The following is an 18,788-nucleotide window of genomic DNA, read 5'->3' as shown; positions in this document are numbered from 1 at the left end:
CCCTATTGCTTGAGTCGCTTGCCTTGATATTTGATGATTTGTCACCAACATCAGCAAGCGCCCACATGAATTACCTGATCAAATTGTTAAAGAGCTGTTTCGCTGTGGTGGCTAGCTAATAAACCAACTGGGCCACTCGACTTGCCGTTGAACTGGCTTGCCTCAGCGAGGAAGGCATATTCTACGCATTTCCTGGTGGTTGTCAAGGGCGTTGTTTTCGATGCAAACCTGACCACATCCAAAACCGCTAACTCTTTGACAAACCGAAGTTTTTACACTTCATTCACCGCTGGTAACGCTTGGCGTCCCCGGCAGCGGATGCGTACTTTAAGGCCTGACTAATAAGATAGCAAGTAAAAGAAGTTATTGCGTATAAAAAAGCGGCAGAAGGCTACCCTTCTGCCGCAAACCACCGATCAGAACGCCTGATCAGAGAGTGCTCTTTTCACATTTTAGCCGTTAATTAAATTTCAAATCCCAGACCAAAATCTTCGCTGGAGATGGCCATCAGGCTTGCAGCACCTGCTTGTATCATCTGCGCATGGGCCTTGGTACGCGGCAATAGACGCTGATAATAGAAGCGAGCAGTATTCAATTTTGCAGCGTAGAAGGCCTTATCGTCACCTTCTAAAGAAATAGACGCCTGTTTGGCCGCGCGTGCAAATAGGTACGCCAGGGTGACATAGCCTGAATACATTAGGTAATCAACACTCGCCGCACCTACTTCCTCACGGTCTTGCATTGCCTTCATCCCCACGCCCATAGTCAGTTCGCCCCACTCTGCATTCAGCTTGGCGAGCGGCCCAACAAACTCTTTGAGTGCAGGGTTGTCGGCTTCAGCTTTACAGAACTTATGGATCTCTTTGGTGAATACCTTCAGCGATTCACCCTGACTCATTAGTACTTTACGGCCTAGCAGATCAAGCGCCTGGATACCGGTAGTACCTTCATAGAGTCGAGTAATGCGAGCATCGCGCACCAATTGCTCCATGCCCCACTCTTTAATGAAGCCATGACCACCGTAGATCTGTACGCCCTCGTTAGTGCTTTCAAAACCAACTTCGGTCAGGAAGGCTTTAACAATAGGCGTTAGCAAGCCAAGTAGGGTTTCAGCGTGATCTCGCTCTTCACCCGGCTCACCATGCTCCACCAAATCGAGCATTTGCGCGGTATAAAGCACCAACATACGCCCGCCTTCGGCGAAGGCTTTCTGGGTCAGCAGCATGCGGCGCACATCAGGGTGGACGATAATCGGATCAGCGGGCTTTTCAGGAGCCTGTTTGCCCGATAAGCCGCGCATCTGTAACCGGTCACGGGCATAGCTCAATGAATTCTGGAAACTGGCTTCAATCAACCCCAGCCCTTGAATCCCCACCCCAAGACGCGCAGCGTTCATCATGGTGAACATGCACGCCAGCCCTTTATTGGGCGGCCCTACCAAGTAGCCGGTTGCGTCGTCGAAGTTCATCACACAGGTGGCATTACCATGAATGCCCATTTTGTGCTCGAGCGAACCGCAGGTGACGCCATTACGCTCACCCACATTACCTTGGGCATCGGGCAAGAACTTAGGCACTACAAATAGCGAAATACCTTTAGAACCTTCCGGTGCGCCAGGCAGTTTTGCCAATACCAGGTGGACAATGTTTTCAGCCAGATTATGCTCACCGGCCGAGATAAAGATTTTGGTGCCAGTAATCGCATAGGCATCGCCATCAGCGGGCACTGCTCGCGTCTTGATCAATCCTAGGTCAGTGCCGCAGTGCGGTTCAGTTAGGCACATAGTGCCCGTCCATACCCCTTCTACCAGCTTGGTGAGATACGTCGCCTTCTGCTCATCGGTGCCATGATGGCGAAGTGCGTCTGCCGCACCATGAGAGAGCCCTGGGTACATGCCCCACGCCAAGTTAGTGGCGCAGATCATTTCCGACAACAGCATCGCCAATGAAGGCGGCAGCCCTTGACCACCATGAGCAGGATCGGCGGCCAGACTCGGCCACCCCCCCTCTACGTACTGCTGGTAGGCCTCTTTGAAACCGTTAGGCGCTTTGACCTCGCCCCCTTCCAGTAGGCACCCTTCTTCATCGCCACTCTGATTGATCGGCAGCAGTACATCGCGGGCGAAGCGTGCCCCCTCTTCCAAAATAGCGCTGACAACATCTGGCGATGCATCGTCACCGCTTGGCAGGCGCGCGTAGTGAGCGGGGTAGTCAAGCATCTCGTCCATAACGAAACACATATCACGAATAGGGGCCTGATAGCTGGGCATCACACTTCTCCTAAGAAAGGGGGGGTTGAAAGCCAAGCAACTCTTAATGGCAGAGAGCTTTCAAACGTATGTTTGAAAATTAGCGCGGGCGCCCCTCAGAGTCAAGCGAGCGTTTGAATTTAGCCCAAAAACACTCTAGAACTTTGGTCGCCCAACCAGTAAACCCCTGGTGCAAATAATAAAAAAACTCGCCAACCAAAAGCCGACGAGTCGTTTTATTTTTCTTTTACCTACTGGCCATCTAGTTACTGCATGCGAATGCCACCGTCTAAGCGGATCAGTTCGCCATTGAGCATGGGGTTGGTAATAATCTGCTCGGCTAATTGAGCAAACTCATCTGGCTTACCTAAACGCTTAGGAAAAGGTACCGCCGCCGCTAGTGCCTGGGCCGCCTCGTCAGGAATTTCACTCATCATCGGCGTTTCAAATACGCCAGGGGCGATGGCCATCACCCGAATAGCATGGCGCGACAATTCCCGCGCCGCTGGCAAGCTCATACCCACAACACCCGCTTTAGAGGCACTATAAGCACACTGGCCTACCTGCCCATCAAAAGCAGCAATGGACGCAGTATTAATAATCACCCCGCGCTCACCACTCTCATTCGGCGCGTTTTTAGCCATGGCGGCAGCCGCAAGGCGCATGACGTTAAAAGTGCCGACCAGATTGATATTGATCGTTTTCATATAGCTTTCTAAATCAGCCGGGTTGCCTTCACGATCAACCAGCTTGGCCACGCTAACCACACCCGCGCAGTGAACTACGCCTGAAAGCCCGTGCTCGCCACCCAGCGCTACCGCCGCATCTACGGCCTGCTGCATCTGTTCGCCTGACGTAATATCCGCCAGAATGGCGCGTGCGCTTGCCCCCAGCTGCTGGGCATGGGCATTGACACTGTCGTTTAAGTCGCATAACACGACGCGAGCGCCTGCAGCGACTAAGCGCTCAGCGGTAGCCGCCCCAAGACCAGAGGCAGCCCCGGTAATTAAAAACGTACTCTCCTTAACCTGCATTTCCGTATTCCCTAAGGCTGTAATGGATGGTTGCTATATATAGTAGTGGCTTTATTTGCTCGTCTTTTTATTTGATCTGGCTATTCACTTGCTTTGGATTCTTCTACTGCCTGGGCACGTAATTTAAAGCGCTGAATCTTGCCGCTGGGGGTTTTGGGTAACTCATCGACGAACTCAATAATGCGCGGAAAAGCATGGGTCGAAAGCCGCTCGCGCACTCGCTGTTTGATTTCATCAGCAAGCTCGTCACTGGCCTCATAGCCTTCGCGGAGCACGATATACGACTTGATCACCTCGCCACGGATCTCATCAGGCTGGCCCACTGCTGCAGATTCGGCGACTGCGGGATGCGTCATCACACTATTCTCAACGTCCGTTGGGCCCACCCGGTAACCCGCGGTGGTAATAATATCGTCGTCACGCCCGGCAAATTGAAAGGTACCGTCTTCTTTACGAATAACCACATCGCCCGTCAGGTAATAGCCTTCCACAAAGGGATTCTTCTCTTGCCAGGTGTAGCCCTGAAAAAAGTGCGCCGGGGAGTTCTTGATATCGATGGCGAGAACACCAGGCTCCCCGGCAGGCAGCTCTTTATACTCCGCGTCCAAAATCGCCAGTCGATAACCCGGCATCGGCACGCCCATTGCGCCCACATGCTTGAGATGGTCAAGGGCATGGTGGTTATTGCACGTCATGCCGGTTTCGGTCTGGCCGTAGTGATCCATAACCGGGCAGCCCAGCGACTTTTCAACCCAGGTCACTACTTCCGTGTTGAGAGGCTCGCCCGCCGAGCTAGCCGCACGCAGCTCAAGCGTTTCATGGGCGTTATCAAATAGTCCTGACGCCTTCATCAGCCGGTAAGCGGTCGGCGCTGCGGCAAAATTAGTAATCTGGTGGCGCTTCATAAACGCCAGTGCCCCCTCGGCGCTAAATCCTGCCTCACAAAAATGCGTCGTCACGCCAAGCAGTAAAGGCCCGGCAATCGCATAATAGAGACCATAGGCCCAACCGGGATCGGCCATATTCCAGAAGCGGTCATCATCACGCAGGTCAATGGCCAGCTCCATATAGATGGCAAAAGCGGTCATCCCTGCCAATGGAACGGCAACGCCTTTCGGCTTGCCCACGGTGCCAGAGGTAAACATTTGCAGAAATGGCGCTTCAGGGTCGAGCCTCGGCGGCTTGCCATTCATTGACGTATGCGTCAACGCCGCCTGCCAGTCGTGATCCTCAGCATGCTCACTGGTCGCCCCACCCACCGCCAGTACCGGCGGGCACTGGCTAAGGCCATCGAATTTATAGCCGTTAGCGTGATCCGTAATCACCAATTTGGTGTCAGCACGGCCTAGCCGATAGTCCACCGCATCGGGGCCAAAGGCCGTAAACAGGGGCTGATACACCGCCCCAATACGCCATGTTGCCAAGACCGCAACAAGTAACTGTGGTGTACGTGGCAGCATGCAGGCGATGCGGTCGCCTTGACTCAACCCTTGGGACTGAAACCACCCTGCCAACTTTGCACTCTGCTCATCTAACTCGGCGTAGCTCAAGGTATGCGTATCGCCTTGAGAATCTTCTTGAACCAACGCCAGCACATCGCCGCGGCCATCGCGCACATGACGCCCACAGCAAGCCTCAAAGGCATTTAGCAGGCCGTCCCGGTGGTCATCCAGACGGGCGATAACGCTATCGACAGAGAAGTTATCAAGGTAGTGGTGATAGTCGGGCAGTGATTGTGATGTCGCTGTCATGATGGCTCTCTTATGTTATTGGAAATGAGCTCGTAGTGAGAATAAGCGCAAGCAGTGTTGTTATATTTATCCGTTGACGTTAACGTAAGCTAAAAGATAATAGCAACGCTAAAAGCAAACGACTCAGAGAGCAAGCACTGATATAACCTGTAGCGTTAGACGTTGGTCGAGGCTGTTGTCAGAATATTAAGCAGAGGTGGGCATAATCATGGCGACCAGCTCGTCAGCGAGGTCATCAGGCGAGCGTGGCCCGTTGGGGTCGTACCAGCGCACTGTCCAGTTCAGCGCCCCCAAAACAAAACGCGAGACAAGAAAACGGTCGCCATGGATCAAGCCAGCTTCCAAAGCATCGTCGATAACAGCGACCCACAGTGCCTCGTAAGCGTCACGCAAGTGGCTCAAATGAGCACTGGCCGCCGGGTCGAGTCGACGCCACTCAAAGAGTGCCACCACATGGGCGTTGCGATCGGTAAAGAGGGTTTCAAGATGGGCACGTGCCATGGCACGCAGGCGTACTTCAGGCTCGGCGTCGCACTCGTCCAGCGCTTTTCGCGCAATCATCAAGGCATTTTGAGTGCCCTCTTCAATGACCGCAGCGAGGATTTCCTGCTTATCTTTAAAATGATGAAACAAGCTACCGGACTTAATACCCATTTCCTGCGCCAGCATTCGCACCGTCGTGCGATCAAAGCCCTCTTGGACGAATAGCTGAGCAGCGAGGCGCGTCAGTTCCTTGCGGCGAGGGGATGCATTCATTACATTCATGTCATTTACACTAGCGCTTGCTTGGTTACTTTGGAGAGAACCACAGCACCGCCTACGGGTCAACGTATCAACTACCACTTGGCATGATAATCACAATAATCCTGAAGGAGATTGGCCATGAGCAACCCCACCGATGTTGTATTTCTCGCTGCCAAACGCACGCCGATGGGCGGCATGATGGGCAGCCTTGCAAGCATGACAGCGCCACAGCTTGGCGCAGTCGCCATCAAAGCGGCCATTGAAGAGGCGGGAATTGACCCAGCCCTGATCACCGAAGGCATTATGGGCTGTGTACTGCCCGCTGGTGTTAAGCAGGGCCCTGCGCGGCAAGCAATGCGCCAAGCGGGCATTCCTGATGCCAATGGCGCCACCACTATTAACAAGCTGTGCGGCTCGGGGATGAAAGCCACCATGCTTGCCCACGATTTAATCAAAGCGGGCAGTGGCGATATTTTGCTGGCTGGCGGCATGGAGTCCATGTCTAACGCCCCCCACGTGCTTACCAAGGCGCGGGGCGGCTATCGGCTGGGGCACGGCGAGCTTAAAGACCATATGTTTTTGGATGGGCTGGAAGACGCCGAAACGGGCAAACTAATGGGCGTGTTTGCCCAGGATGTGGCTACTGAGCGAGGCTACACGCGGGAGCGCCTGGATGATTTTGCTATTGCGTCCCTTGAGCGCGCCATGGCCGCCACCAACTCAGGCCACCTAAGCGCAGAGATCGCACCGGTGATGGTCACCTCTCGTCAAGGCGAAACCCTTGTCGAACACGATGAGCAGCCCTTCCAAGCTAAGCTCGACAAAATCCGCCAGTTGCGCCCCGCTTTTGCCAAAGACGGTACGATTACCGCCGCCAACGCCAGCTCAATTTCCGACGGCGCTTCGGCACTTATCTTGGCGAGTCAGGAAGCTGCAGATCAACAAGGTATTAAGCCGCTAGCGCGTATGCTAGGCCACACGACTCACTCGCGACACCCTAGTGAGTTCACCATCGCGCCAGTGGGTGCGATTGAAAAGCTGATGAAAAAGCTCGATTGGGGCGTGAATGACGTAGACCTATTCGAGATTAACGAAGCCTTTGCGGTGGTGACACTGATGGCCATGGATGACTTGGGCCTGCCCCACGACAAAGTCAATGTGTTTGGCGGCGCCTGCGCCCAAGGCCACCCGATTGGCTCTACCGGCTCACGCATCATCGCTACGCTAATTCATGCCCTACGTACCAAAGGCGGCAAACGCGGTATTGCCAGCTTATGCATTGGCGGTGGCGAAGCAACGGCTGTCGCCGTCGAGCTAGTTGATTAAGCTGCGCTATTACAAAATATAGCCTTTTGTGAAGCGCCCTGACCCTATTACCGCGCCAGGGCGCTGAGCCATACGGCGGCAAACAACCACCCCAGCCCCAACATGGGGAGCGACCAGCAATGAAACTCCTTCCAAATCCCAGGCTGGCGTGCCAAACGTAGCGCGATTAAATTCGCCATTGAGCCTACCGCCAAACCAAAGCCACCCACGCTAACGCCCCAAGCCAGCGGCTGCCACTCACTCTGCTGGGCAAGCAGTAGGGTCGCTGGCACGTTGGATACGACCTGTGAAAGGAGTACGCCAGCACTAACATCGCCACCCGGCCACTGGCGCATTGAATGTATAAACTGCTGAACAACGCTCAGCTCACCGATGACACTTAGATTTACGAACATCAATACAAACACTATCAGCAGTAGCCAATCAATACTGAATACCGCCCGTCGAGCCACCCATAGCATCGAAAGCAAAACGCCAGCCAGCGCCGATAGCACCCACCCCATGTCTACCGCGACCAGAAAAAGTGGATAGCCAATAAGCGCCGCCCATAACGGCGCCTTTCGGCGCTCAGCCGTCATCGCAGAAACTGCTTCCAAGTGTATTGACGCTTTCGGAAATGCCAAGGGAACAAAAAGTAAGAGCAACAGCATCAAGCCCACCCCAAGCGGCAACATTACCCATAAAAAGTCGCCGAAGCGAATGCCTGAAAGCTGCCATAAATAGAGATTTTGCGGATTACCAATCGGGCTCAGCGATGAGCCTGCATTCACAGCCAGCGCCTCAAACACAATCAAGCGTTCAATCGGCAGTGTTGCCATTCCCGCCAGACTAAGCGTCAGTGGTACCACAATAAACAGCGCCACATCGTTAGTGACTATCGCCGAGAGAAGCCCCGAAAACAGAATCAAACCGACCGCAAGTCGGCGCTCACCACGCAGTAGAGCTAATAACTGACGACCCCAGAGCGTTAAATAACCACTCAGTTCTAACGCGCGACTGGGCAGCATTAGGCCGGTTAATACTACAAGGGTTGTCCAGTGAACCCGGTCAGCCATTTCACTCAGTGATTGAGGCTCCAGCCAACACAAAACAACCCATAGGATACTCATTGAGAGCAGCATAGGGTCGTTCAGAAAACGCTGAAAAAACAAGCTAAAGGGTGTCACTAACCACTTTGTTGCTAACACGCTACATGACGCTCAGAGAAAATCGCATAATAGCGTTGTAAGCTCAGGAGTAAAGCTAAATTCCTTCATCCAGAATGCTAAGCCGAAGCCAATAATCCCGCCTGACGACGGGCTTGCTCATGGTCATCCGGTAAGGCGCCCTCTTGATGACTGAGCTGCTCCCATTCGGGATAGTCAGTTTGATTTTTATCAATACCAGACAAGCCTGGTTCAATGGCACTCTCCACCACACTAAATTGACCGGCATATTCACGCATCTGCAAAGCTTCTTGGGACAGCACCTCCGCGCTCTGGGCCGCCTGATTGACTAAGCGCATGGTGTCTTGGGTAGTGGTATCGATCTGAGCAACCGCGTGGTTGACCTCCTCAATGCCTCGCCGCTGCTCTTCAGAGGCATGGGTGATTTGCGTCATCAGCGTGTCCACATTCCTCGCTGCTTGCATGATCGCCCGTGTATGTTCACCAGCCTGCTGAGACAATATGCTGCCTTGCTGGACGCTCGCACTCGACGCTTCAATGCGTGAGCGAATATCACTGGCGGCACTGGCACTGCGCGTTGCCAGTGCACGCACCTCATTGGCGACCACCGCAAACCCACGCCCGTGCTCACCGGCACGCGCGGCTTCAACCGATGCATTGAGCGCTAAAATATTGGTTTGGAAAGCAATGCTTTCAATCATGCGAATAATGCTTTGAATCTCTTCGGAGTGACTATTTATCGCCTCCATGGTGGCGATAAACTGGGTAATCACCTCATCACCCTGCTGCGCTTTTTGAGACACATCTGCCGTTGACTGGTTAACATGCGCCGCACTTTCAGCATTCTGATTCACCGTGGCGGTTAGCTGTTCCAAGCTCGCTGCCATTTGCTGCAAAGCTGACACTTGAGTGTCGGTTTGGCTCGCCAAAAGCTGGTTCTGCTCAGTCATCTCCTGACTATTGCTATATACCTGCTGGCTGCTCGTATTAAGACGATTAACCGTGGCCGTCAGCGAGTGCTGCATCTTATCCAGCTCACTAAATAGCTGACCAATTTCGTTACTTGAGTGCGCCGTTACTGGCGCCGACAGGTCACCGTTAGCAATGCGCTGGAAGTGCCCAGTGATTTTCTTCAATGGGCGAAGCACATTTTTACGCACGCCCCATACCACTACCGTCACTACCAACAGCGCAGCGCCAAGCGCTGTAATCACTCCCCAAAAAAGTAGCGATGAAACCTGCTCAAAGCGCATAAGCAAGGTGTTACCCCGCTGAGTGGAAGCGCCAATAAAAGCCTCAGCGCTTGCCACAAAGTGCTCGCTACTATCATCCACTCGCGACTCACCCGAGAAAAAGCCTGATATGTCGCGCTCTTCAAGCATCATCATCTGAAGATTGAGATTATTGTTAACAAATGATTGAAAGTTTGACGCTAACTGTTCGACAAACGTCTGCTGATCCTGATCAAAATCACTCGCTGTAAATTGAGTGAAGTTCTCGGACGCCTCATCAAGCAACCGCTGGGCTTCTTCTATCAGAGGGTCAGGTCGATCAAACGAAGGGGTACGAATTAACTCCGCTGCACGGTTCATCTGAATACGCGCACGCAACAGCTGGGTATAGGCGCTATTGAGCTGACTAATTTGTGCCATGTCCCGTTCATGAAGCGACGTAAATGCCTCACGGCCAAAATGGTTGGCGAACAAACCCAGTGCGCCAATGACGACGACCAGGCCGCTAAAGGCCACTAATACAAGCGTCCAACTTGCCTTGACGCTTAAGTTATTAATCCATTTCATCTCGACCCGCCCCTTTCAGTAAGGTTAATCAGATGTGTGGAGAGGCAGCCAGAGCTGTAGGCGCCGACGAATCTCTAATAATGCCTGCTCATAAGCATCTGACTTGCCGATCAAGCGAGGGTCACGAATATCCCAGGATAGAACTTCGCCCGCCTCCCCTTGCCAATCGCGGCAGGCTTGCTGGGATTTGTCGCACAGCACAATGACAAAATCGAAGGTCTCGCTTTCAAACTCATCCAACGACTTACTGCGCAGGCCCTCGGTGGGGAGCCCGTGTTTACGCAACGCTTCAAGTGTCAATGCATGGGGCTCATCCGGTTCAGAACCGGCACTAAACGCTTCAAAACGATCATCTGCCAAATGGCGAAGCAACGCCTCCCCCATCAGAGACCGTGCAGAGTTAGCATTGCAGAGGAACAACACGCGGCGCTTCGTCATAAATAAACAGCCTCTTATGTAGTTAGTGGCTGTCACTCTACGCCGGGTTCATGACGGCAATATTGCAGGCACACAGTTGCCCTAGAAATATACGAAAAAACATATATGATGGAATCATCAAGCTATTAAGACCCAATCCGAGTAAACCGCGATGACCTCACTGACTGATTTTTCCGACCTGAATGATCTGCCTAATATAGACGCTGAACTCTTTGAACCGCCCAGCAGCGAACGGCTGAGGATTCCACATAGCACTGAACACGCACCTAAAATATTGCTGCTATACGGCTCTCTGCGTGAGCGCTCTTTCAGCCGGTTAGCGGTTGAGGAAGCCGCACATTTACTCAATGCCATGGGCGCAGAAACAAGAATCTTTGACCCCAGGGGGCTGCCGTTACCGGATGCAGAAGATGCCAGCCACCCCAAAGTCGATGAGCTACGCCAATTGGCCCAATGGGCAGAAGGGATGGTGTGGTGCTCCCCCGAACGTCACGGCGCAATGACCGGCATTATGAAGGCGCAAATAGATTGGATCCCCCTTGCCCTGGGTGGCGTCCGCCCTACTCAGGGCAAAACCTTGGCGGTAATGCAGGTCTGCGGCGGTTCGCAGTCCTTCAATACGGTCAATCAGCTACGCATCTTGGGGCGTTGGATGCGTATGCTGACGATTCCCAATCAGTCCTCGATACCCAAAGCCTTTATGGAGTTTGATGATAAAGACCGGATGAAGCCTTCACCGTTTTATGACCGTATCGTGGATGTCATGGAAGAGCTGGTGAAATTCACGCTACTAGTGCGTGATCGCAGTGACGTGCTGACGGATCGTTATTCGGAGCGCAAAGAGAGCGCCGAAGAAGTCTCAAAGCGGGTTAATCAACGCGCCATCTAATCAGGAGCTTCACATGCCAGCACTGCAAGACAACGCCTCACCCTCTACCGCCGAAGGCATGGGATTTTTTGAGCGCTACCTCACGCTATGGGTAGCACTCGCCATTGTGGTAGGCATCTTAGTTGGGCAATTTATTCCAGCAGTACCGGAAACGCTGTCACGTTTTGAAGTGGCGCAGGTATCGATTCCGGTGGCGGTACTCATTTGGGCGATGATATTCCCCATGATGGCGCAAATTGACTTCACCTCGCTACTGGGTGTGCGTCGTCAGCCAAAAGGTTTGATCATCACTACATCAGTGAACTGGTTGATCAAACCTTTCACTATGTTCGCCATCTCCTGGCTATTTCTGATGGTGATCTTTCGACCGTTTATTCCCGCCGAGCTAGCCAGCCAGTATTTAGCCGGTGCAATTCTGCTTGGGGCTGCGCCGTGTACCGCCATGGTGTTTGTGTGGAGCTACCTAACCCGCGGCGATGCCGCCTACACTCTGGTACAAGTGGCGCTTAATGATCTAATTATGCTGTTCGCGTTTGCCCCTATCGTGGTCTTCCTACTGGGCATCTCCAATATTCAGGTGCCCTGGGACACGGTCGCCCTGTCAGTCGTACTGTACATTGTGATTCCCCTGGCGGCGGGCTATATCACACGGCAAAGTTTGATTAAAAAGCGTGGCGCCGAGTGGTACGACAACGTGTTTATGAAGCGGGTTGGCCCTATCACCCCGATTGGCTTGATCATTACCCTAGTGCTGCTGTTTGCCTTCCAGGGCGAGGTCATTCTCAATAATCCGCTGCATATCGTATTGATCGCGATACCGCTGATTATTCAAACGTTCCTGATCTTCTTTATCGCTTATGGCTGGGCTAAAGCCTGGTGCTTGCCACATAACATTGCCGCACCGGGGGCGATGATCGGCGCCAGCAACTTCTTTGAACTGGCGGTGGCAGCGGCTATCGCACTGTTTGGCTTACAGTCGGGCGCTGCGCTAGCCACTGTTGTCGGCGTATTGGTCGAAGTACCGCTAATGCTCGCGCTGGTAAGAATTGCAAACAAGACCCGCCATCATTTTCCGGCTACTGTTAATCATTAAATTTTGAGCTAGGTCACCAGGTCATCATGCCTGTAGCCATCCCAAGCATTGGGCTCAATAACGATTGGATAGGTCATGGGTAATGTGATTGATATAGATAGCAAAGCACTAGACTTTATCAAGCAGCGAGGCGGCATCCTTACCGTACGCCTTTCCCCAAGACATGGCTGCTGCGGTGGGCTTGCCAAGGTCGCCATTGCCGAGGCAAACCCACCCGCAGACTCTTCGCTTTACCAATGCCATCGCTACCAAAATATAACGCTGTTCATTGACCCGGCGCTTATAGGGCAAGGGTTAAGCTTAAACGTTGAGGGATGGTGGAAGCTTCGCCACCTGTATATGGAGGGTTCACCCTTGTTACAGCCTTAGCTAAGAAGACGGTAACAAGGGTTAATGGTACGCGCGGCTTTACGTACATGAGCATTTACGCGTGAGCGCTATCAATGGATTGCTGCAAATCGGCCAGCAGATCGTCGGCCTTTTCAATCCCGACCGACAAGCGCAGCAAATCCAGCGGAACTGGCGAGTCAGAACCTTCAATACTGGCACGGTGCTCAATCAAACTTTCTACACCGCCTAACGAAGTAGCCCGACACCAGAGCTGCGTTTTAGCGGCAACTGCAATAGCGGCTTTTTCTCCACCGGCTAAACGAATAGACAACATACCGCCGAAACCACTGCTCATTTGCTTTTGAGCCACGTCGTGGCCGGAAAAACTTTTTAAACCGGGGTATAACACCTCAATTACATGCGGATGCTGCTCCAGCTGTCCAGCAATATATAACGCACTTTGACAGCTTTCCCGCACCCGTAAAAACAAGGTTCGCATTCCACGTAGTAATTGAGCTGCATCAGTTGGGCCAGGAACTGCACCAGATTGGGCGCGAATGGCAACCAGACGCTGCCAGAAGGCGTTATCTTCCCGTGCAGCCAATACTCCGGAAATAACATCAGAGTGGCCGTTGAGGTATTTGGTGGCTGAATGCATCACGATATCAGCACCAAGGTTCAACGGTTTTGTTAGCAATGGTGTAGCAACAGTAGAGTCAACAGCAAGCAGGGCTCCGCAGTCTTTTGCTAAATCAGCTACTGCAGCAATATCGGTAACGGTCCAGAGCGGATTGCCAGGCGTTTCAAGCCAAATAAGTGTGGGTGCTTTTTCATCAATGGCAAGGCGTAATTCGTCCAGATTTGTAGTGTCCACAAAACGAACATTCAGCCCGCTATCGACACCAAAGGTCTGCAGCCATTTACGCAACGCCCAGTACATCACTTTAGGAGCGATGACTGAATCGCCGGGCTTTAACGCCTGAAAAACAGTTGTTGCCGCTGCCATACCCGAGGCGAATAAACGGGCATCAACCGCATTTTCCAGCTCTGCCAAGAGTATTTCTGCAGGTCGGTACGTTGGGTTGTCAGCTCTGGAATACACTCGACCGCTGCGATATTGATTATCGCTGTCTCGAAGGTAAGTCGTTGATGTATATACTGGCGGGATGATTACTCCATATTCGTGCTCAAGGTGACTACCGCCCTGAGCAAGGAGTGATTGAGACGAAAAAGGATGGTCTGTCATATAAATTCTCGCTTAAGTAAGCTCAATGCAAGATATATCACATATACCATAAACCAATCCAATTCATACAGCGTCGCCTTTATATAGACGCCTCGCCCTTACAGTCGAAGCACACGAATACACAGAAGCTCAAATCCCGCTCGCGGGCCATGGGCACCACAAGGATAGCGGTCAAGTAATAGCTGGAGGCCCAGGCAAGAGTTCGTGCACTGCCTAAAGTGAGCGTTAAACCGCCTAGGCGAAAAGCGAATCATGCGACTTGTTTAGGCAGTGCTAACGCCATCAATGCACTGGCAGCCACTAAGGCCGCTGACACCCACAAGCAGGCACTCAGCCCGGAAGCCATATACAGCCAGCCCGACAGTAGTGTGCCCACTAAACGCCCCATGGCATTGGCCATATAATAGAAACCGACATCCATGGAGACGCCGTCAGCGCGAGCATAGTGCACAATCAAATAGCTGTGCCAGCTGGAGTTAATTGCAAACAGCACCCCAAAGGCGAGTAGCCCGACCACTAACCAACCTACTTGTGCCAAGGGCAGCATCGCCAGCAAAATTGCCAACACCGCCAGTGCCGCCGCCCAGCCGGCGGTAAGTGCCCGCGCATCGCCTTTGATCAACCGGGTTAATTTGGGTGCCTGGGTTTGCACCCCGCCATAACCGATCACCCATACCGCTAACAGCCCACCCACTGTCCAGTGTGTCCAACCGTGTTGATCGTATAAAAACACCGGCAGTGCTACCACAAACCACACATCCCGTGCCGAAAATAGGCAAAAGCGCGCCGCGGAGAGCACGTTAATCGCACGTGATTTTGAGAAGATTTCGGAGAACTTGGGCTTTACTTTTTGGCGGCCTAAATCCGCCTTAAGCCTCAACAGTGAAAGCAGTAACACGCCGCCAAGCATTACCGCCATCACCAACACTGCGGCCTGGAAGCCAATCAACGTTAGCAGCAACCCGCCAACAAAAAAGCCTAGCCCCTTTAACGCGTTTTTAGAGCCGGTCAGCATCGCCACCCACCGGTAGAGTGAACTATTGGCGTTAGCACTCTCTTTTGGCACCAGCACTTTAACGGCGCTTTTAGCGCTCATTTTGTTGAGGTCTTTAGCGATCCCCGACAGCGCCTGAGCAGCCATCACCCAAGCAACTGTCAGCAGGCTAGCGGGCACCATCAGCATAGCAAGCGCAATAATTTGCAGCCCAAGCCCCACATTCATGGTGCGGTTGAGACCCAACCGCGCGCCCAACCAGCCACCTACCAGGTTAGTCACCACACCAAAAGCTTCGTAAAACAGAAACAGCATGGCGATTTCTAACGGCGAGTAACCCAGTTGATGGAAGTGCATGACCACCAGCATACGCAGCGCGCCGTCGGTTACCGTGAACGCCCAGTAGTTGCCGGTAATCAGCATATATTGGCGCACCTCGAAAGGTAGCGCCTTTACTCGCTTTAACAACGATAAATCAGCCACGGCCCACCTGCTCACCGCCTACCTGCCCACTACCTACCATCAGGGCCAACTCGGCCGTGCGGTTGGCGTAGCCCCACTCGTTGTCGTACCAGGCATAGAGTTTTAGCTGGGTGCCATTGATCACCATGGTGGAGAGCGCATCAATGATCGAGCTGCGCGGGTCGGTGCGGTAATCAATCGACACTAGCGGGCGCTCTTCATAGCCCAAAATACCGGCAAGCTCGCCATCAGCCGCGGCTTTTAGCGCCTGATTGATCTCTTCGACGGTCACTTCGCGCTCAAGCTCGAACACCATATCGGTAAGCGAAGCGTTAGCCAGCGGCACACGAATCGCGTGACCGTTTAGCTTGCCTTCCAGTTCGGGGAAAATAGCAGTGATGGCTTTGGCCGAGCCGGTGGTGGTGGGGATTAAGCTCATGCCGCAAGCCCGGGCGCGGCGCAGGTCTTTATGCGGGGCATCTAAAATGGTTTGAGTGTTGGTGATGTCGTGCACCGTGGTCATCGAGCCATGGCGGATACCAAAGGTTTCCTGAATGACTTTGACTACCGGTGCCAGGCAGTTGGTGGTGCAGCTGGCAGCGGTAACGATCTTATGTTGAGCAGGATCGTAAAGGTGGTCGTTCACCCCCACCACCACATTAAGCACGTTCGCCTCTTTCATAGGCGCACTCACCACCACATGACCGACGCCTTGATCAATGTATGCCTGCAGTTTATCGGTGGTTTTCATTACGCCCGAGCACTCGATCACGATATCGCAGTTCGACCAATCGCTATCGGCAATTGCTTTATTAGCGCTAAAGACGACAGTTTTTCCATCGAGAACGATAGCGTCATCGGTTGCCGAGATGCCCTTACCTGGTGCCCAGCGCCCATGAACTGAATCAAACTCCAGCAGGTGGGCAAAGGTTGCCGCATCGCCGCCCGGGTCGTTAATGCGTGTTATTGCTACCGCGCCAGCGTCTACCTGCCCCCACAAACTGCGCAATGCCAAACGCCCAATCCGCCCAAAGCCGTTAATGCCAATACGTAGTGCCATGAGTGCCTCCTAAGCTAACGGTTACACAATCTATTAAGAGAAAGCATAACGGCCATATACGTTAAAACATATATAAACACTTAAAAAAACGCCTACTAACAAACAGGCCCACCACCGTGTAGTAGGCCTGCGTAGTAAGTATTAATTAGCAAGCATTAATTAACCATAACGACCAGAGATATAGTCCTCGGTCTTCTTCTGTGCCGGGGTTGAGAACATCACTTTGGTGTCGTTGTACTCAATGATTTCCCCCAGGTGGAAGAACGCCGTGTAGTCCGCCACCCGCGCCGCCTGCTGCATATTATGCGTCACGGTAATGATGGTGAATTTCTCTTTCAGCTTGTCCATCAGGTCTTCGATGGTGGCGGTGGAAATAGGATCAAGCGCTGAGGTTGGCTCATCCATCAAAATCACATCAGGCTGAACCGCAATAGCGCGGGCAATACACAACCGCTGTTGCTGACCACCGGACAGAGAGGTGCCTGGCTCATGCAGCTTGTCTTTCACCTCGTTCCACAACCCAGCGTCACGCAGCGCTTTTTCAACCAATTCTTCCTGCTCGGCTTTACGGCTGACCAAGTCGTGCATGCGTGGTGCGTAAGCGATATTTTCAAAGATCGACTTAGGAAACGGATTAGGCTTTTGGAAAACCATGCCCACCCGGCGACGGAGCGCCACTTCATCCATTTTAGGTGCGTTAACGTCCAACCCGTCCATCTCGACCAGGCCTTCGGTGCGTACGCTAGGAATCAGGTCGTTCATACGATTCAAGCAGCGTAAGAACGTCGACTTACCACACCCCGAAGGGCCAATCAGCGCCGTCACATTTTTCTGAAAAAGATCAATATTCAGATTCTTCAGCGCTTGGTTTTTGCCATACCACAGATTCAAATCGCGAACCCGGAAACTCAGGTCGTGGCACGCAGCTTCATTTCGTGTATAGGGTTGCCCAACCGCAGGTGTCTGCTGGCCGTTCATTACAGTTGCATGGCTATTCATAGAAATGTCCTCTATAACGCACTGGCCTACCAGCGACGCTCAAATTTCTTACGCATCACAACGGCAAAAGCGTTGAGTGAGATGAGTATGGTGAGTAGCACCAAAATACCGCCAGCAGTTTTTTCCACAAACGCCTGCTCAGGTTCACCAGCCCAGGTGAATATTTGCGCAGGCATCACTGTTGCCGCGTTGGTAAAGGAAACGCCCACATCGGGGATAAAGGCCACCATCCCTACAATAATCAGCGGCGCCGTTTCACCCATCGCTTGCGCCAGGCCGATAATAGAACCTGTCATAATACCCGGCATTGCTAAGGGTAGAACGTGATCCCGCACTACCTGCCAGCGTGAACAGCCCACCCCAAAGCCTGCGTGACGGATGGATTCAGGCACGCTACGCAGTGCGGTACGTGTCGAAATAATGATCACTGGCAGCGTCATCAATGCCAGCGTCATACCGCCCACTAATGGGGACGACCGCGGCACCCCGAAAAAGTTAATAAAGATCGCAAGACCCAGCAGACCAAATAGAATCGACGGGATCGCCGCTAGGTTATTGATGTTAATTTCAATAATCTGGGTTAAGCGGTTATCCGGCGCAAACTCTTCAAGATAAATAGCTGTCATCACGCCGATCGGGAAAGATATCGCCAGGGTGACGATCATGGTCATAATGGTGCCGACCACTGCCGATAAAATGCCCGCGTTCTCGGCAATTTTTGAATCACCCGAACCAAAGAAAGTGGTATTAAAGCGTAGATCCACCTGTCCAGATTCGACTCGGGCATCAAGGGCTTCCTGCTCCTCGTCACTCAAGCGATGCCGGTGTCCCTTCAAGTATTGATCGACATCACTATTCGCTAATACCCACTCCGCTTTACTGGTGCCGATCATGTCAGGATTGTTGCGCAACTCTAATGGAATTGTACGCACCGCCGTACGGCTAATTAACGGCAACAGCTCTTCATCAAATGCCCGCCGCCCATCGGTTTCGGCTTCTTGTGTGTAGCTAATCTCGGTTTGTATATAGGCCTGCTGGAAAGCGGGTAGACCTTTACTCAGCATATCGGCAAAAAACAGCACCAGAAAAAGGCCCGCGAGACCTAACGATCCCATGGTTATCCATTTAAGGCGGGTAGACTTTCGGTGACGCCGCTTAAGCTGCTGGCTGATTTCGTCAAAAGAGTGGCTCATCGAAACAGTTCCTCGG

The 18,788-nt window shown here is 52.8% G+C and carries 16 protein-coding genes; 4 read left to right on the top strand and 12 right to left on the bottom strand.

Annotated elements, in window-relative coordinates; translation table 11 throughout:
- Positions 1 to 463: 463 nt before the first annotated feature.
- The 4 genes from HALA3H3_RS17950 to HALA3H3_RS17935 form a co-directional block, all read right to left on the bottom strand.
- Positions 464 to 2,269: an acyl-CoA dehydrogenase C-terminal domain-containing protein gene (locus HALA3H3_RS17950; protein WP_022522940.1), complete on the bottom strand. Its 1,806-nt coding sequence runs from the start codon at positions 2,267 to 2,269 to the stop codon at positions 464 to 466.
- A 245-nt stretch (positions 2,270 to 2,514) separates the two neighbouring features.
- On the bottom strand, positions 2,515 to 3,282 hold the full coding sequence (locus HALA3H3_RS17945) for an SDR family NAD(P)-dependent oxidoreductase (RefSeq protein ID WP_022522939.1): 768 nt from the start codon (positions 3,280 to 3,282) through the stop codon (positions 2,515 to 2,517).
- Between the two features lie 80 nt (positions 3,283 to 3,362).
- Positions 3,363 to 5,033, bottom strand: coding sequence for an AMP-binding protein (locus HALA3H3_RS17940; RefSeq protein WP_022522938.1), 1,671 nt, complete (start codon positions 5,031 to 5,033; stop codon positions 3,363 to 3,365).
- A 186-nt stretch (positions 5,034 to 5,219) separates the two neighbouring features.
- Positions 5,220 to 5,789: a TetR/AcrR family transcriptional regulator gene (locus HALA3H3_RS17935; RefSeq protein WP_053857035.1), complete on the bottom strand. Its 570-nt coding sequence runs from the start codon at positions 5,787 to 5,789 to the stop codon at positions 5,220 to 5,222.
- A 126-nt stretch (positions 5,790 to 5,915) separates the two neighbouring features.
- Between HALA3H3_RS17935 and HALA3H3_RS17930 the strand changes: the two genes are divergently transcribed.
- Positions 5,916 to 7,103, top strand: coding sequence for an acetyl-CoA C-acyltransferase (locus HALA3H3_RS17930; protein ID WP_022522936.1), 1,188 nt, complete (start codon positions 5,916 to 5,918; stop codon positions 7,101 to 7,103).
- A 47-nt stretch (positions 7,104 to 7,150) separates the two neighbouring features.
- Here HALA3H3_RS17930 and HALA3H3_RS17925 read toward each other — a convergent pair whose 3' ends face one another.
- The 3 genes from HALA3H3_RS17925 to HALA3H3_RS17915 form a co-directional block, all read right to left on the bottom strand.
- Positions 7,151 to 8,212 (bottom strand): SLC13 family permease, encoded by a 1,062-nt coding sequence (locus HALA3H3_RS17925; RefSeq protein WP_272946851.1) that lies wholly within the window; start codon positions 8,210 to 8,212, stop codon positions 7,151 to 7,153.
- A 155-nt stretch (positions 8,213 to 8,367) separates the two neighbouring features.
- A complete protein-coding gene (locus HALA3H3_RS17920) occupies positions 8,368 to 10,068 on the bottom strand; it encodes a methyl-accepting chemotaxis protein (protein ID WP_022522934.1) in 1,701 nt (566 codons plus the stop codon).
- Between the two features lie 24 nt (positions 10,069 to 10,092).
- Positions 10,093 to 10,506: an arsenate reductase ArsC gene (locus tag HALA3H3_RS17915; protein ID WP_022522933.1), complete on the bottom strand. Its 414-nt coding sequence runs from the start codon at positions 10,504 to 10,506 to the stop codon at positions 10,093 to 10,095.
- 151 nt (positions 10,507 to 10,657) lie between these two features.
- Here HALA3H3_RS17915 and arsH point away from each other — a divergent pair, with 151 nt between their 5' ends.
- From arsH to HALA3H3_RS17900, 3 genes are all read left to right on the top strand, one after another.
- The gene (gene arsH / locus HALA3H3_RS17910) at positions 10,658 to 11,395 is read left to right on the top strand and encodes an arsenical resistance protein ArsH (protein ID WP_022522931.1); all 738 of its coding nucleotides are present in this window, start codon (positions 10,658 to 10,660) and stop codon (positions 11,393 to 11,395) included.
- Between the two features lie 13 nt (positions 11,396 to 11,408).
- Positions 11,409 to 12,488, top strand: coding sequence for an ACR3 family arsenite efflux transporter (gene arsB / locus HALA3H3_RS17905; RefSeq protein WP_022522930.1), 1,080 nt, complete (start codon positions 11,409 to 11,411; stop codon positions 12,486 to 12,488).
- A 75-nt stretch (positions 12,489 to 12,563) separates the two neighbouring features.
- Entirely contained in the window at positions 12,564 to 12,857 is a 294-nt protein-coding gene (locus tag HALA3H3_RS17900; RefSeq protein WP_022522929.1) for a CC/Se motif family (seleno)protein, read from the top strand.
- Positions 12,858 to 12,912: 55 nt separating this feature from the next.
- Here the strand turns inward: HALA3H3_RS17900 and HALA3H3_RS17895 are convergent, their stop codons facing one another.
- From HALA3H3_RS17895 to pstA, 5 genes are all read right to left on the bottom strand, one after another.
- Entirely contained in the window at positions 12,913 to 14,064 is a 1,152-nt protein-coding gene (locus HALA3H3_RS17895; protein WP_022522928.1) for a trans-sulfuration enzyme family protein, read from the bottom strand.
- A gap of 250 nt (positions 14,065 to 14,314) precedes the next feature.
- On the bottom strand, positions 14,315 to 15,481 hold the full coding sequence (gene arsJ, locus HALA3H3_RS17890) for an organoarsenical effux MFS transporter ArsJ (RefSeq protein ID WP_022522927.1): 1,167 nt from the start codon (positions 15,479 to 15,481) through the stop codon (positions 14,315 to 14,317).
- A gap of 52 nt (positions 15,482 to 15,533) precedes the next feature.
- Positions 15,534 to 16,580, bottom strand: a complete 1,047-nt coding sequence (locus HALA3H3_RS17885; protein WP_022522926.1) for an ArsJ-associated glyceraldehyde-3-phosphate dehydrogenase — start codon at positions 16,578 to 16,580, stop codon at positions 15,534 to 15,536.
- Between the two features lie 159 nt (positions 16,581 to 16,739).
- Positions 16,740 to 17,579 (bottom strand): phosphate ABC transporter ATP-binding protein PstB, encoded by an 840-nt coding sequence (pstB, locus tag HALA3H3_RS17880; protein ID WP_009288023.1) that lies wholly within the window; start codon positions 17,577 to 17,579, stop codon positions 16,740 to 16,742.
- A gap of 26 nt (positions 17,580 to 17,605) precedes the next feature.
- On the bottom strand, positions 17,606 to 18,772 hold the full coding sequence (gene pstA, locus HALA3H3_RS17875; RefSeq protein WP_009288022.1) for a phosphate ABC transporter permease PstA: 1,167 nt from the start codon (positions 18,770 to 18,772) through the stop codon (positions 17,606 to 17,608).
- Positions 18,773 to 18,788 lie beyond the last annotated feature (16 nt).

The organism is Halomonas sp. A3H3, assembly GCF_000982975.1.
Taxonomy (GTDB): domain Bacteria; phylum Pseudomonadota; class Gammaproteobacteria; order Pseudomonadales; family Halomonadaceae; genus Vreelandella; species Vreelandella titanicae.
The sequence above is the reverse complement of the archived record's forward strand: the minus strand, read 5'-3'. Positions and strand labels throughout refer to the sequence as shown.